Genomic DNA, 15,406 nt, shown 5'->3' with positions numbered 1-15,406 from the left:
GCAGCGCGGTCCTGGATCAAGTCCAGGAAGTCGGTTTGGGATGATTGCAGAACCGAGCGCGCCTGCCGGACGCATCAGAAATCCGTCGCCACCCCGCCTTCGGACGTCCGTCGCTCGACGAAGGCGTCCAGTTCCTCGCGGATCGCCGGGTCCATCGGCGGTTCCTCGTATTCCGCCAGCAGGCGCTTCACCAGCGCGTTGGCGCGGGTCAGCGCGTCCGGCGCCCCCGCCTCCTCCCAGCTCTCGAAGTTCCGCCAGTCCGACACCATCGGCGCGAAGAACGCCGTCCGATAGCGGTCCTGAGTGTGGGCGGTCCCGAAGAAATGCCCGCCCGGCCCCACCTCGCGCATCGCGTCCAGGGCCAGGGTGGCGTCGTCCACCGCCAGCGGATCGAGGAACCCGGCGACCATGGCGATCATGTCGGCATCCATCACCATCTTCTCGAAGGACGCGGTCAGCCCGCCCTCCATCCAGCCGCAGCCGTGCATCAGCAGGTTCACCCCGCCGGTGACCGCGCCCCAGAGCGAAAAGGCGCTCTCCCACGCCGCCTGGGCGTCGGGGACGTTGGCCGCGTTCACGTTGGAGGAGCGGTACGGCAGGCCGTAGCGCCGGGCGAGCTGGCCGCCGGCGACCGCGGCCTGCATGTATTCCGGGGTGCCGAAGGCGGGCGCCCCCGACTTCATGTCCACGTTCGAGGTGAAGCCGCCATAGACCACCGGCGCCCCCGGCCGCACCGCCTGGGAGAAGGCGATCCCGGCCAGCGCCTCGGCGTTCTGCTGGGCCAGGGCGCCGGCGATGGTCACCGGCGCCATGGCACCGGCCAAAGTGAAGGGCGTGATGACGGTGACCTGCCCCGACTCCGCCAGAGCGATCACCCCTTCCAGCATCGGCGTGTCGTAGCGCAGCGGCGAACTGGCGTTGATGACCGAGAACAGGCTCGGCTCGCGCTCCAGGGTCGCCCGGTCGACGCCCCGGGCGATGCGGACGATCTCGATGCCGTCCTCGATCCGGTCGCGGCCGAGCGAATAGGCGTGCGGGATGCGGTCGGTCAGCGTGACCATGTCCCGCAATGCCTCCAGATGCCGGGTCGAGGCATGGATATCGACCGGCTCCACCGGATAGCCGCCGAGCGCGTGCATGGCGTTGAGGGATTGGGCCAGCTTCAGGAGGTTGCGGTAGTCCTCCCGGTTGCCGACGCGCCGGCCGCGCTCGAGGTCGCTGACATTCGGCGCGCTGGCGACCGAGCAGATGACGATCTCGTCGCCGCCGAAGGCCACCGACCGTTCCGGCGTCCGGGAATGCACGTCGAACGACGCGGGCGCCTTGGCCACCAGATCCATCACCAGGGCGCGGTCGAACCGGACCCGCTCGCCCCGGACCGTCGCCCCCGCGGCGGCGAGCCGGTCGCGGGCCTCGGCCAGCAGGAAGTCGATCCCGATCTCCTCAAGGATCGTCAGCGAGGCCTCGTGGATCGCCTCCACCGCGTCGTCGGACAGGAGTCTGGCCGGTGCCCCCCGATGGAAGAGGCGGCGCCAGGCCGGCTGCTCCAACCGCAGCGGAGCCGAGCGTCGTCCGGCGCCCCGTCCTGCGCCCCGTCCTCTGCGCCCGCGTTCCGCCTGGTCTACGCCCGCCGTGTCCGCCATGCGACCTCCACCGCCTATGGGTGAAGAGTGCCCGCCCGAAACGCCTCGGTCGAGCAGAAAGCGATGCGGCGATAGGCTCTTGACTTCCACCCCGCCGGACGCCCGAGTCAGGCGGCACGAACAGGAGCCAGACCATGCCGTCCATCGCCCCGACGCCGTCCCCGGACATCGCCGCCCTCGCCACCGATCTGCGGGCCGCGGGCGCCCAGACCGATGCCGCCGGGCTGGCCGAGATCCTGGGCCGGATCGCCGCCGGTCCCCGCACCTATCCGGCCCGCGCCTGGCACCGGCTGATCGCCGCCGACCTGTCCGACGCTTTGGCCGAGCGCCTGGACGCGGCGGTCGAGGCCCTGCGCCCGGGCGAACCCAAAGCCGATCCGACCCGGCTCGACCGGCTGCGCGCGGCCCTCGCCGAGGCCGGGGTCGACGGCTTCATCCTGCCGCGGGCCGACGAGCATATGGGCGAGTACATTCCGGCCCCGGCCGAGCGGCTGTCCTGGCTGACCGGCTTCACCGGATCGGCCGGCGTGGTCCTGGTCCTGCCGGAGGTCGCGGTCATCTTCGTCGACGGACGCTACACCCTGCAGGTGGCGCAGCAGGTCGATACCGGCCGCTGGAGCGTCGAGCACGTGATCCGCACCCCGCCGGCCGACTACGTCCGCAAGCATCTGGCCGGCCGGCGCCTCGGCTTCGATCCGAAACTGCATTCGATCAACGCCGCCAAGCGCCTCGCCGATGCCGCCGGAGAGAGCGGCGGCAGCCTGGTGCCGCTGGAGACGAACCCGATCGACGCCCTGTGGGCCGACCGGCCCGCCGCCCCGCTCGGACCGGTGGAGGTGCTGCCGACCACGCTGACCGGCCTGGACGCGGCGGCGAAGCGGGAACGGATCGCCGCCGACCTCGCCACCCGCGGCATCGACGCCACCGTCCTGAACCAGCCGGAATCCATCGCCTGGCTGCTCAACCTGCGCGGCGCCGACGTGCCCTACACGCCCCTGCCCCTGGCCTATGCCACCATGGACCGGACCGGGATGGTGGAGCTGTTCCTGGACGAGGCGAAGTGCACCGCCGACGTGCGGACCGCACTCGGCAACGGCGTCACCCTGCGGCCGTTCGAGGCGGTGGGCGCCGCCCTCGACGCCCTGGGCGCGGCGGGCAGCACCGTCGCCATCGACCCGGATGCCGCGACCGAGTGGATGCGGGGCCGGCTGGACGCGGCGGGCGCCACGGTCGTGCTGGGGGAAGACCCCTGCATCCTGCCGCGCGCCCGCAAGAACGCGGTCGAGCTGGCCGGCACCCGGGCCGCCCATACCCGCGACGCGGCGGCCATGGCCCGCTTCCTGAAATGGATCGACGATACCGGCACCGGCACCACCGAGCTCGGCGCCAGCGATGCGCTGGAAGGATTCCGGTCGCAGGTCGCCAACTGGCGGGGACCGAGCTTCCCGTCCATCTCCGGCGCCGGATCGGACGGCGCCATCGTGCATTACCGGGTCACGCCGGAGACCGACCGGCCGCTGGAGGACGGCAGCCTCTACCTGATCGACAGCGGCGCCCAGTATCTGGACGGCACCACCGACATCACCCGCACCGTCGCGGTCGGCCGGCCCACCCCGGAAATGCGGGAACGGTTCACGCTGGTGCTCAAGGGCCACATCGCCATCGCCACCGCGCGGTTCCCGACGGGCACCACCGGCGGCCAGCTGGACGCGCTGGCCCGGCAGTTCCTGTGGCGGGCAGGGCTGGATTTCGACCACGGCACCGGGCACGGGGTCGGCGTTTTCCTGGGCGTGCACGAGGGGCCACAGCGCATCTCTAGCGCCAGCCGCGTGCCGATCGAGGCGAGCATGATCCTGTCCAACGAGCCGGGCTACTACAAGCCCGGGGCCTACGGCATCCGGATCGAGAACCTGCTGATCGCGGTGGAGGCGCCGGCCCAGGAGGACAACGGGCGGGCGATGCTCTGCTTCGAGACCATCACCTTCGCGCCGATCGACCGGCGGCTGGTCGATCCGGCGCTGATGACGGAGGAGGAGATCGCCTGGCTGGACCGCTATCACGCCGAGGTCCGGCGCCGGGTCTCACCCGCCCTGGACGCCGCCCACCGGGAATGGCTGGAGGACGCGACCGCTCCGCTCGGCGGAGGGTAGGGGCGGTCAGTCCCGGCGGCGGTCGCGTTTGCCGCCGATCGGCACATCCTGGCGGCGGCGGTCGGGTCCGACATAGGACCGGTTCATGATGAACTCCCGGCGCTCGTTCAGCACCACGTTCATGCGCTTGCGCAGGGCCTCCAGGGTGATCGGCTTGGCCATCAACAGGTTCACCCCGGCATCCCGGGCGATCCGGACCGTGTTGCGGTCGGCCTGGCCGGTCACCAGGATGATCGGGACGTAGGGATTGGCCGAGGAGGTGTCGGTGCGCACCCGCTTCACGAAGGTCACGCCGTCCATCGGCTGCATGACCATGTCGCAGACGATCACGTCGGGGGCGTAGCCGCGCAGGACGCGCAGGCCTTCCTCGCCCTCCGCCGCCACCTTGATCTCCGAGATGCCGAGTTCTTCCAGCAGCGCGACCGTCAGCATACGGCTCGCCCGGTCGTCCTCGACGACGAGCACACGAAGCTCGCCGAACCCGACCTCTAAGGACATGCGTGTCTCCGCTTTCAGTCTTTCGTGGACGCTTCGAACTCGGCGATCACCGCCGGCGCCTGCTCACGGGTCGCGGCGACCGCGCGCCGCAGATCCGCCATACAGCCGACGAGTTTGGCGATCTCGTGGCCGGCGTCGTGAAACCGGGCGGCAGCGCGTTCCATCAGCACCGCACCGAAATTCGCCGCCAGACCCTTCATCGCGTGGGCAAGCTGCCGGACCCGGTCGATATCGCCCGCCTCCACCGCCCGTTCCAGCAGCGTGAGCTGGCGCAGGGCTTCCTGAGGGACCAGGGCGATCATCTCGACCGCCCGCGCCGGCGGCAGAGAGCCGACCGCCGCCCGTACCCGGGCCCGGTCGAAAGCAGGCACTGCAAACATTTCGTTCTCGACTCCCGCGCCGTCCGATACCGCCCCCTGCTCGCGCCGGCGGCGCGATGCCCACGAAATCGTGCGGTTGAGGGCACCCCAATCCACCGGCTTCAGCAGGACGTCGTCCAGACCGGCAGCCAGATAGGTCGTTCGATGCTCCGGAATGGCATCCGCCGTCAAGGCGACGATCGGCATCTGCGCCCGGTCGCCGCCCATGGCCCGGATCTCCCGCGTCGCATCGGGGCCGTCCATCACCGGCATCTGCATGTCCATGAGCACCAGATCGTAGACCCGGCGCCGGACCGCCTGGACCGCCTCCGCCCCATCGGCGGCCTCGTCGATCCTGTGACCCGCCTTAGCCAGCATGCGGGAGACCAGCATGCGGTTCACCTCGTTGTCCTCGGCCAGCAGGATGTGGATCGGCTCGCCATCCTCCTCCATCGGCTGGACCGCCGGCTCGACAACTGGCTGCTCGCTCGGCTGCATCACCACGCAGAAGGAGAAGACCGATCCGGTCCCCTGGGTGCTCTCCAGGGAGATCCAGCCGTCCATGCCCTCCACCAGGCGCTTGCAGATCGACAGGCCCAGGCCGGTGCCGCCGAACTGGCGCGACGTGTTGGCCGCCCCCTGCTCGAACGCGGCGAACAGCTGCCCCTGGACTTCGGACGGGATGCCGATGCCGGTATCCTCGACGGCACCGAGGATCTCCACGCGCCCGTCCCGCTCCCCGCCCAGCATCAGCGAAACCGTCACCGACCCCTCGTTGGTGAATTTCAGCCCGTTGGACACCAGGTTGGAGAGGATCTGCTTGAGGCGCAGCGGATCGCCCAGCAACCAGGGCGGCACATCATCGCCGATACGGCCCTCCACCGCGATGCCCTTGGCGGTCGCCGGAATCTGGAACAGCCGCACCACGTCGTTCAGCACCACGGCCGGGGAGAACGGGATCTCCTCCAACTGGACCTTGCCGGCCTCGAGCTTGGAATAGTCGAGAATGTCGTTCAGCAGCGCCAGAAGGGTGTCGGCGGAGTTCCGCATGATGTCGATGAAGCCGGTCTGGTCACTATCGAGGCTGGTGCGCGACAGCAGCTCGATCATGCCCAGCAGGCCGGTCATCGGCGTGCGCAGCTCGTGGCTCATCATGGCCAGGAACCGCGACTTCGCCGCGTCGGCCTCCTCCGCCCGGCGTCGGGCCTCGTCCAGCTCGTTCGCCAGTTGCCGCAGCGAGCGGGTCTGCCCGGCCAGCGCGTCGCGCGCCCGGCGCAGGGCGGTCTCCACCTCGATCCGGTCGGTGATGTCGGAGCGCATGCCGACGACGCCCCCCTCCTGGGTCCTGTTCTCACTGACCAGGATGGTGCGGCCGTCGGAAATAGGCTGAAGGAAGCCCGTCTTGGGCGGATTGCGATGGCGCTCCAGGCGTTCGGCGACCCACGCCTCCTCGCGGCCCCGCGCCTCGGGATACTGATCGCGGGCCAGCGTGTAGCGGACCAGCCGCTCGAAGGTCCAGGACTCGTCGAACGCCGCCTGCGGGAGTCCGTACATCTCCTTGTACTGGGCATTGGACAGCACCAGGCGATCGTTGCGGTCGAACAGCGCGAAGCCTTCCGACATGGTCTCGATCGCGTCGAGCAGCCGCGCCTGGGTGGCCGTCGCCAGCGCCTCGGCCCGGCGTTCCAGGGTCAGATCCCGCCACATGGAGAGGTATCCGCCGTCGGGCATGGGTCGGCCGATGACCTGATAGATCTCCGAGCCCTCGCGCTCCCATTCGAACTCCACCCCGCCGCGCCGGGCGATGGCCCGGAACATCCGTTTGATGCCGGATTCGGTGGACGGCACACGGCGGATGATGTCCTTGGCCACGCCGACCAGCGGCCTGCCGACGGTCAAGTCGCCGGGCGACAGCTCCACCAGGGCCTCGAAGCCGCGGTTCCAGGCGACCAGATAGTTATCCTTGTCGAAGGCGATCAGCGGGTTCGGCATGGTGTCGAGGATCACCTGCAGCACCGTCGTCGTGGCCGCCAGGGTCAGTTCCGTCTGCTTGCGGGCGGTGATGTCCAGCCGGGTCGTGACGGTGAGGCCGTTGGGGCTGTAGGTCTCCTTCACGAGGTACCAGGTGCCGTCGGGCACCTGCCGTTCGGGAATCGGGGCCCCGTCGCGCCGCGCCGCCAGCCGGCGCTGAACGTAGTGCTCGCGCTCTTCTTCGGTGAGCGAGAGGTCGCGGGCGAGGCTGAACCGCAGCAGTTCCTCGAAACCGTGGCCGACGATATCGCCGCGCTCCCGCAGGAACGGGTACATCCTGAAAAAGCTCTCGTTGCCGAAGACGAAACGGTCGTCGCCGTCATAGATCGACAGGGCATCGTCCATGGTGTTGAGCGCGTCGCTCAGCAGATCCAACCGCCGCCGCACGGCGGCCGCCTCGGTGTCAGCCCCGGGGTCAGCCCCGGTGTCAGGCCCGGCGGCGGACTTACCGGCGACCGGCGGTGCCGCGACCCAATGAACGCCGATCACCGCTCCGGCCGCATCACGGGTCGGCAGGCAGTCGACCGCCCCCCGACCGGAACCGAGCGCTACCCGGCCGGTCCCGCCGCCGAGCGCGGCATCGAAGACTCGCCGGGCTTCGCCCTCATCCCCGGCAAGAGCCTCGACGGTGGGGGCGGCTCCGGGTGCGGCCAGGTCACCGAAGACGGTCTGCGCGGCGTCATTCCATGCAATTGCCGATCCGGTCCGGTCGAATGCGACGACCGCCTGGCTCAACCCCCGGACAATACCGGACAAATGATCGGATGGACCGGACATGTCTCCGCGCAAAAAATTTCCACACTTACCAAAGTGATTTATTGACCCGGCTAGGCGACTGCATTTTTCATTGTTGCCGGGTCTGTGGCAAGGACTCACCCGAGACACCGGCATGCCCGGCGCGGGGGTGCGTTATTCCTAACCTATTTCAAAATATAGAAAAATTGGTTAACGGCGGACCGCTACAGGCTCCAGTAGCGGAGTCCTTCCGGCAGATCGCCGGGTGCCACCACCGACTTGATATCGACCAGCAGCCCCCCCGGCCGCAGCCGGGCGCCCAGGCCCGAGACCCCATCCTTCAGGAAGGCCCGGTGCGGGCTCGCCAGGACCAGGGCGTCCAGATCGACAAGCGTGTCGGCGGCGACGAGGTCGATGCCGAGGGCGCGACGGGCCATCGGCGCGTCGACCAGAGGATCGGCCACCATCACCGTCGCCCCGAGATCGGCGAGGCCTTTGACGATGGGCGGTACCTGGCTGTTCCGCGCATCGGAGACGTTCTCCTTGAACGCCACCCCCATGACCCCGATCCGGGCGCCGGCGATGGCCGTGCCGCCGGTACCGAGCAGGGTGACGGTCTTCTGCACGATCCGCTCCGACATGGTGTCGTTCAGCCGCCGTGCCGAGCGGATCAGTTCCGGGTAGTAGCCGTGGGTCTCGGCCTTGGCGATCAGGTAGTACGGGTCCACGCCGATGCAGTGGCCGCCGACCAGGCCCGGCGTGTAGGGCGCGAAGTTCCACTTGGTCCGCGCGGCGGCCAGCACGTCCTCGGTGCGCAGGCCGAGCCGGTCGTAGACCTGCGCCAGCTCGTTCATCAGGGCGATGTTCACATCACGCTGGATGTTCTCGGTGATCTTGGAGGCCTCGGCCACCTTGATCGACGGCGCTTCGTGCAGCCCCGCAGGGACCACCGGGGCATAGAGCGCCACCACCCGGGCCAGGGTCTCGGCATCCTGGCCGGAGACGACCTTCACCACGTCGCCCAGCCCATGGCTCGTGTCGCCCGGATTGATGCGCTCTGGCGAATAGCCGAGCTTGAAGCCCTCGCCCGCCGTCAGCCCGGAGATTTTGGCGACGATGGGGCCGACCACCTCCTCGGTGGCGCCGGGATGGACGGTGGATTCCACGATCACCAGCCCGCCCGGCCGGATCGCGCCGCCGACAACCCGGGCGGCATCGGCCAGCGGGCCGAGATCCGGTCGGCGGCTGTCGTCGATCGGGGTCGGCACCGCCAGCACGAAGACATCGGCCGAGGCCAGGTCGGCTGGATCGGAGGTGAAGCGCAGGCCCGCCGGCAGAGCGATTGCCACCCCTTCGGGGTCGTTGCGGTCGATCCCCCGGCCCAGATCGGCGGTGCGGGTGCCGTCGATGTCGAAACCGACGACCGTGCGTCCCGCTTCGGCGAAGGCCAGTGCCAGGGGCAGGCCGACATAGCCGAGGCCGAGCACCGCGACTGTCGCGTCGCCGCTCATCGCACTTCCTCCCGGGCGTAATCCCGCAAGGCCATGGCCGTGCTCCGCGGCGCGAAGCCGAGGGCGGCGGCCGGGCCGAGATCGACGGTGAAGGACGGTTTGGGCGCCGGGACGTCTTCGATGGCCGCGGCGACGCCGACCGCCTCCGCCAGGCCCATCACCGCCTTGCGCACCGTGATCGGGTCGCGGCTGGCGACGGGGACCGCCGCGAAAGCCTTTGGCGGGTCGATCAAGGCCTGGGAGACGAAGGCGGCCACGTCCTGAACATGGACCACGTTGTTGAAGGCGGCGTCGCCGTTGAAGATGCGCACAGTCTCTCCGCGTATCAGTCTCGCCAGCACCTGGACCGGCCAGTTCCGGGCGGCCCCTCGGCCGATCACCGCCGGCAGCCGGATCGCCAGGGCCGGCCCGGCCCGCTCGGCCACCGCCCGCTCGCCCAGCAGCTTCGACATACCATAGGCGTCCGGGTTCACCACCGGGGTATCCGGCGTCACCACGGGCTCGGTAATTGTCCCGTGCACCGAGAGACTGGAGAGGTAGACGAACATTCCCACCTCCGCAGCCGCCAGCCGCGCCGTCGCTGCCGCGTTGTCGCGGATCAGCCGGGCGCTCGGCACCGTGTCGGCCGCGCCAGTGGCAGGCGAAGTCGCCGCGGTGTGGACGATGGCGTCCAGCTTCGGGGGCAGCGGGTCGTCGCCGGCCAGATCGGCCCGCCAGGTCTCGCCCTCGGCCAGATCGTCGGGCAGCGGGGTGGTGTGCCAATGGGCGACCACCTCGTGACCTTCGGCCGCCAACCATCGGGCGATCGCCCGACCGCTGAACCCGGCCGCTCCGGTGACGAGAACGCGCATGGGGTTACGGGCGCACCGTGGCGAGGATCCGCTCCACCGACAGGCCGTGGGCCGCCAGGATGTCCTCGTGGCTGCCGTAGCAGTGCACGAACTCGTCCTTCAGGGTGAAGGTGTGCAGCTCGCATTCGGCCCGGATGTCCCAGGCGATCTGCTTGGTCTGGGGCGCGAGCCCGCCCTGGGGCGCATGCTCTTCCACCACGATCACCCGCTTGTGCCGGCGCAGCAGGTCGGCGATGCCGGCGGTGTCGAGCGGCTTCAGGGTGTGGCAGACGGCCAGCGAGACCGAGTTGCCGTCCTCGGTCAGCGCGTCTGCGACCTCGGACGCCATCTTGGTGATGACGCCGTAGGACAGCACCGCCACGTCCTCGCCCCGACGCAGGTAGCGCAGCTTGCCGATTTCCCAGGGGTCGCTGTCCGGGCCGGTCAAGGTCGGCTCGCCCGCCTTGCCGAAGCGGAAATAGACCGGCCCGCCGGCCTCGCGGTTGACCAGCCACTTGGTCGCCTCGGTCGCCTCCACCGGATCGCAGGGGGCGATGATCGACATGTTCGGGATGGCGCCGGCGATGGCGATATCCTCCTGGGCGTAGTGGGTACCGCCCAGCGTGGAATAGATCACCCCGCCGCCGATCCCCACCACCGTCACCGGCAGGTTCTGGTAGCCCAGATCGTCGCGCACCATCTCGAACGGGCGGTACAGGGAGAAGGTGGCGATGGTGTAGGCAAAGGGCCGCATTCCCTTCAACGCCAGCCCGGCGCAGATGCCGATCATCGCCTGCTCGGCCACGCCGACATTGATGAAGCGCTCGGGAAACTCCTCGCGGAACTTGCCCATGGAACCGGCGGGCGAGATGTCGGCGACCACGATGTGGATCCGCGGGTCGTCCTTGGCGAGATCGTAGAGGACTTCGGCGAAGGTGTTCCTCACGACGCGATCTCCTTCAGCTCGGCGAGCGCCTGGGCGTATTCCTCGGGATTGGGCGAGCGGTAATGCCAGATCGGCACGTTCTCCATATAGGACACGCCCTTGCCCTTGGTGGTGCGGCCGATCAGGCAGAACGGCTTGCCGCCCTTGCGGTTGGTGACCGCGTTGTAGACCGCTTCCGCGTCGTGGCCGTTGACGGTCGCGGTCTCCCAGCCGAACGCCTCCAGCTTCTCGTCCAGCGGATAGAAGCTCGGATGGGTCTCCGAGGTGCGGCCCAGCGACTGGAAGTCGTTGTTGTCGATTAGCGCCACTAGGTTGGTGAGGCCCAGGGTCGAGCCCATCATGAAGGCCTCCCAGGTGGAGCCTTCCTGCACCTCGCCGTCGGACAGCACGCAGTAGACCGCCCCGGCATCGGCCGCCCCACCGGCCTTGTTGCGCTCGGCCACCGCCATGCCGACCGCCATGGCCATGCCGTGGCCGAGCGAGCCGGTCGACGCCTCGATCCCCGGATTGCCGTAATCCGGATGGGCGCCGAGGATGCCGTGGGCGGTGCAGTATTCGTCCAGGTGCTTGCGGTCGAGCACGCCCCGGTCCTCCAGGATCACGTACTGCGCCATGCAGCCATGGCCCTTCGACATCAGGAAGGTGTCCTGCCCGTCCGGCCGCATCAGCCCGTGGTAGCAGGTATCCGTCAGCTCCATGCAGGAGAAGGCGCCGGCGGCGTGCAGCGCGCTGACATGCTGGGAGATGTCCAGGATCCGGCGGCGATACCGCATGCAGCGCTGGCGCGAGGCGGCGGGATCGAAACTGTTATGTCCGGGCGTGGCGGTCATGGGGCCGTGTCTCCGGCTGTCAGGAAATGAGCGTCCAGTTGTAGTCGCCGGTATAGCCGGCCTCCTCGAAGATCCTGATCCAGCCCTCCGGGTAGTCGTGGGTATAGGCGGTCAGGACCCAGTCGAGGAACAGCGCCCGCGCCTCCTCGGTGCGATAGCTGTCGACCTGGACATAGGCCTTGCCGTCCCGGGCCACCCGCATGATTTCCTGCAGGGCGGTGATCAGGTCCGGCTTCCTCAGGTTGTGCAGGGTGTTGAGCGAGATCACCGCGTCGAAACTGTCATCCGGGAACGGCAGACTGACCGCCGAGCCCAGGTGCAGCCGCCCGATCGCCTCGGGCTCGCAGTGCTTGAGCGCGTATTCGGAAACGTCCAGGCCGAACGCCTCCAGCCCGGGGCAGGCGATCATGAAGTCCTTCACCAGGAAGCCCTTGGCCGCCCCCACGTCGAGCACCCGCATGCCCGGCTCCAGGCCGAAATGGGCGATCATGTCGCGCGCCACCGGCACCCAGCGGCCGTCGTATCGATAGCCGCCATAGCCGTATTCGCGCGGACCGTCGAAATAGGTCTCGCCGTATTCCCGGCTGATGCGAATGTGCTCGTCGGTCTTGGCGTGCTCGCGCGCCTTCACGTTGCGCTTGGACGTCGGCAGCGCGTCGAGCAGGTTGATCTCGCGCCCCATGGGTCAGCCTCCGGTGACTTGGCGGTGGACCTTGGCCAGGCCCTCGGCCAGCGGGGTATAGCGGAAATCGGGGAAGGCATAAAACGTCGCCGAGGGATTGAACGGCCGGTAGCCGTTATGCGGCATCGGTCCGACCCGATCCGAGCCTTTGATCATGATGCGCAGCCGGATGCGCGAGCGCACCATCTCCGCCACCTCGCGGAAGGAATGGACCTCGCCGGTGGCGGCGTTCAGCACGCCGGTGGAGCGGTGCATGACCATGCGCTTGATCAACTCGCCCACATCCTCGACCAGAACGTGGTCGCGCCGTTCCTCGCCGTCGCCGAACAGGGTGATGTCCTTGCCGTCCAGCGCCAGCCGGCGGAAGCGGTTGGGGCCGTAGCCGTTATGCGGATCCTTGGCGCCGTAGACCAGCGTCGGCCGGATGATACCGACCGGCCGGCCGCTCTCGTCCAGCAGCATCCGCTCGCGCGCCAGATGCATGACCCCGTGCAGGGAGCCCGGCTCAGCGCAATCGGCCTCGGTCAGCGGCTCAGCCTTGTCCTTGTAGACCGCGTCGGAGGAGACGTAGATCACATGGGCGACCGGCTGGCGCTTCAGGGCGGCGACCACCGTGTTCATCATCGCGATGTTGCGCGCCAGCATCTCGCCGTCCTTGCACGGCGCCTCGGCGGCGACGACGACGAGCACGTCGTCGGGCCGGAGCTGCTCGGCCAGGAACTCGTAGGCGCCCTCCGCCAGCAGGTCGATCTGGGTCCGGCCGATGCGCTCGACACGGCCGCCCGCCGTCTCGATCGCATCCGCGGCGGCCCCGCCGACGAACCCGGCGCCGAGCACGACGGTGCAGGGCGGCAGGGCAGGCTTGGTCAGGCGATGGTCCAGCATGGCGTTCCTCCTAGCTCCTGGTGACGCCCAGCGTCACATAGTCCAGGCCGGCGGCGAGGGCCTGTTTCTCGTCCAGCACCCGGTAGGGATCGAGCACGAGCCGGCCACGCATGGCCGCCGCCACGGCCTTCGGGTCGAGTGCCTTGTATGGGCTCCACGGCGTCATGATGCAGAGCGCGTCGGCCCCGGTCACAGCCGCCAGGGGGCCGTCCGCCGCGTCCACCGGGATCGGTGCTGCCGACGCCGGCACCACCGGGTCGTGGACGACGACCTCCCTGCCCTCCAGGTCCGACAGCAGGGCCAGGGACGGCGAGTTCTTGGTGGAGTGGGTGTCCTGCTTGTAGGCGAGGCCGAGCACCGCGATCCGGGCCGAAGGGTTGGCGTTCAACATACGGGCTTTCAGAATCCGCGCCGCCCAGCCCTTGCGCCAGACGGAGTTCTCCATCCAGGCCGTCACGATGCCGGTGTCGGTGCCGTGCTCGGCGCCGAGCCGTATGACGGTCGCCAAGTCGCGCTCCAGGTTGCCGCCGGCGAGCCCCAGCCCAGGGCCGAGATAGCTGTAGGCGCCGATGCGGCGGTCGAGCTTAAGGGCCGGCGCGATCTCCGCCCAGTCGGCGCCGACATGCTCGCACAGCTCGGCCATGGTGTTGGCGACGCCGATCGACGCGACGAGGCACATGTTGATGGAGATCTTGGCCAGCTCGGCACTCTCGTAGCGCATCGGCAGGACCGGGCAGCCGAAGGCGTCCAGATAGGTCTGCAGCGCGGCGGGAAGAGGCGCCTCCGGCTCAGCAGATCCGACGATGAACCGCTCCGGCTCCAGCGCGCGCTGCAGGGCGATGCCGAAGACCAGGGTCTCCACCTGATAGTACAGCGGGCCGCGGATGCTCGGGATGGCGCGGGTGAAGCCCGGCGGCGCCTGGCTCAGGATCACCAGCACCGCATCGTCGCGGATCGCCGGCGCCACGAGGGCCAAAAGACGCTCCACCGCCGACAGGTCGCTGGCGCCGGTATCGTCGGTCGGCACGTCGGGGGCCAGGTACACGAGATCGGCGCGGGCCAGATCGGCCGCATCGGCGGTGACCGCGATGCGGTCCTGGTTGGCGGCATAGGTCTCGGCCAGGTCCGGCTCGGAGACCGGCAGTTCCACCCCCTGCAGCCGCCCGACTAGATCGCGGCCGCGCAGGCGGGCGATCAGATCGGCATCCGGGTCGAACAGGATGGTGTCGAACCCCTTCGCCGCCGCCGCCGTACCGGAGACCAGGCCGAGATGGGTCATGCCGCAATAGGCGATGACGGGCGATCCTCTCATTCCGGCGCCCCGAAGCGGTCATAGGCCTGATGGGCGAGGTCGCGCAGGGTCCGGTTCAGCCACAGATCGTTATCGATCTCGGTATGGCTCCCCACGTCGCAGAGCCGCTTGAAATGGGCGTATTCGGCCTCCCAGGTCGGATCGCCCTGGGGCTCCACAACCACTTCCTCCGGCGGACGGCCGGCGGGCAGCACCCGGGTTCGATGGGTGAAGGTGCTTTCCCCCCATTTGCACAGGGACGCGATATGGGCGCTGCCCTTCTCGGCAAACACGTCGCAGGTGAAGTGGTTGCGCCAGGACAGCAGGCTCATCTCCAGCTCGACACTCGGCTGGTCCTCACCGTCGGAGGCGACGATCACCTGATCGAACGAGCGGTTCTCGTGGCGCCGCGCGACACGGGTCTCGAAGGTCCAGCCGCCCGCCTCGGGCAGCCAGAATTTCAGCGTGTCCAGCAGATGCGAGCCCAGATCCGGCAGCACCCCCGCCCCGCCGTCGCGCCAGGCGCTGTCGCGGACCAATCGGGCGGTGCCGTTGCCGTAGAACAGGCGCAGGCTGTAGATCCGGCCCAGCGCGCCCGACCGGATCAGGTCGTGCATGCGCCTGAAATGCGGCTCGAACCGGTGGTTATAGGCGGTGACGCAGACGGCACCGGTGGAGCGGGCCGCTTCCGACAGCTCCTCCAACACCCAGTCGTCCTCGGCGATCAGCGGCTTCTCGACCAGCACATGCTTGCCGGCCCCCAGCAGGGTCTTCAGCAGTTTCGGCTTGGGCTCGTCGGGGGTGCAGACCAGGGCGGCGTCGAAGTCGTGGAACGGCACCTCGGCCAGGTCGCGGTAGAGCGGCACGTCGGAGCCGGCGAGGTCCGGATGCGCCTCGCGGTCCACCACCGGATCGACGATGGCGACGCAGTCGTCGCCGGCCGCCTTCATCCGCTTGGGTCCTTGGACGCCGAACCCGACGATCGCCACTCTCATCCGCGCATTCCCGTTCCGGC

13 protein-coding genes are annotated in these 15,406 nt (G+C 69.2%); 2 read left to right on the top strand and 11 right to left on the bottom strand.

Annotated features, from left to right (window positions below; genetic code table 11):
• Nucleotides 1-74 precede the first annotated feature (74 nt).
• Nucleotides 75-1,643 carry a trimethylamine methyltransferase family protein gene (locus T8K17_RS08735; protein WP_322334116.1) on the bottom strand — a complete coding sequence of 523 codons (1,569 nt, stop codon included), beginning with the start codon at nucleotides 1,641-1,643 and terminating at the stop codon, nucleotides 75-77.
• 134 nt (nucleotides 1,644-1,777) lie between these two features.
• Between T8K17_RS08735 and T8K17_RS08730 the strand changes: the two genes are divergently transcribed.
• Nucleotides 1,778-3,793: an aminopeptidase P family protein gene (locus T8K17_RS08730; RefSeq protein ID WP_322334115.1), complete on the top strand. Its 2,016-nt coding sequence runs from the start codon at nucleotides 1,778-1,780 to the stop codon at nucleotides 3,791-3,793.
• A 6-nt stretch (nucleotides 3,794-3,799) separates the two neighbouring features.
• On the opposite strand, the gene T8K17_RS08725 is transcribed toward T8K17_RS08730, so the two are convergent.
• Complete coding sequence (locus T8K17_RS08725; protein WP_322334114.1) at nucleotides 3,800-4,291, bottom strand: response regulator; 492 nt, start codon at nucleotides 4,289-4,291, stop codon at nucleotides 3,800-3,802.
• Between the two features lie 14 nt (nucleotides 4,292-4,305).
• Entirely contained in the window at nucleotides 4,306-7,068 is a 2,763-nt protein-coding gene (locus T8K17_RS08720) for a PAS-domain containing protein (RefSeq protein WP_322334113.1), read from the bottom strand.
• Nucleotides 7,069-7,155: 87 nt separating this feature from the next.
• On the opposite strand from T8K17_RS08720, the gene T8K17_RS08715 reads away from it, so the two are divergent.
• Entirely contained in the window at nucleotides 7,156-7,503 is a 348-nt protein-coding gene (locus T8K17_RS08715) for a hypothetical protein (RefSeq protein ID WP_322334112.1), read from the top strand.
• A gap of 137 nt (nucleotides 7,504-7,640) precedes the next feature.
• On the opposite strand, the gene T8K17_RS08710 is transcribed toward T8K17_RS08715, so the two are convergent.
• The 8 genes from T8K17_RS08710 to T8K17_RS08675 are packed head-to-tail and all read right to left on the bottom strand — an operon-like array spanning nucleotide 7,641 to nucleotide 15,386.
• A complete protein-coding gene (locus T8K17_RS08710) occupies nucleotides 7,641-8,927 on the bottom strand; it encodes a nucleotide sugar dehydrogenase (protein ID WP_322334111.1) in 1,287 nt (428 codons plus the stop codon).
• Nucleotides 8,924-9,778 carry an NAD-dependent epimerase/dehydratase family protein gene (locus tag T8K17_RS08705; protein WP_322334110.1) on the bottom strand — a complete coding sequence of 285 codons (855 nt, stop codon included), beginning with the start codon at nucleotides 9,776-9,778 and terminating at the stop codon, nucleotides 8,924-8,926. Before T8K17_RS08705 ends, T8K17_RS08710 begins: the two co-directional genes overlap by 4 nt.
• A 4-nt stretch (nucleotides 9,779-9,782) precedes the next feature.
• The gene (locus T8K17_RS08700; protein WP_322334109.1) at nucleotides 9,783-10,703 is read right to left on the bottom strand and encodes a transketolase family protein; all 921 of its coding nucleotides are present in this window, start codon (nucleotides 10,701-10,703) and stop codon (nucleotides 9,783-9,785) included.
• A complete protein-coding gene (locus T8K17_RS08695; protein WP_322334108.1) occupies nucleotides 10,700-11,533 on the bottom strand; it encodes a transketolase in 834 nt (277 codons plus the stop codon). Before T8K17_RS08695 ends, T8K17_RS08700 begins: the two co-directional genes overlap by 4 nt.
• A 19-nt stretch (nucleotides 11,534-11,552) precedes the next feature.
• Entirely contained in the window at nucleotides 11,553-12,215 is a 663-nt protein-coding gene (locus T8K17_RS08690; RefSeq protein ID WP_322334107.1) for a class I SAM-dependent methyltransferase, read from the bottom strand.
• Between the two features lie 3 nt (nucleotides 12,216-12,218).
• The gene (locus tag T8K17_RS08685) at nucleotides 12,219-13,100 is read right to left on the bottom strand and encodes an NAD-dependent epimerase/dehydratase family protein (RefSeq protein WP_322334106.1); all 882 of its coding nucleotides are present in this window, start codon (nucleotides 13,098-13,100) and stop codon (nucleotides 12,219-12,221) included.
• Nucleotides 13,101-13,110: 10 nt separating this feature from the next.
• Complete coding sequence (locus T8K17_RS08680; protein ID WP_322334105.1) at nucleotides 13,111-14,412, bottom strand: UDP binding domain-containing protein; 1,302 nt, start codon at nucleotides 14,410-14,412, stop codon at nucleotides 13,111-13,113.
• Nucleotides 14,409-15,386 (bottom strand): Gfo/Idh/MocA family oxidoreductase, encoded by a 978-nt coding sequence (locus tag T8K17_RS08675; RefSeq protein WP_322334104.1) that lies wholly within the window; start codon nucleotides 15,384-15,386, stop codon nucleotides 14,409-14,411. Before T8K17_RS08675 ends, T8K17_RS08680 begins: the two co-directional genes overlap by 4 nt.
• Between the last annotated feature and the right edge of the window lie 20 nt (nucleotides 15,387-15,406).

The organism is Thalassobaculum sp. OXR-137, from assembly GCF_034377285.1.
In the GTDB taxonomy this organism is placed as follows: domain Bacteria; phylum Pseudomonadota; class Alphaproteobacteria; order Thalassobaculales; family Thalassobaculaceae; genus Thalassobaculum.
The sequence above is the reverse complement of the archived record's forward strand: the minus strand, read 5'-3'. Positions and strand labels throughout refer to the sequence as shown.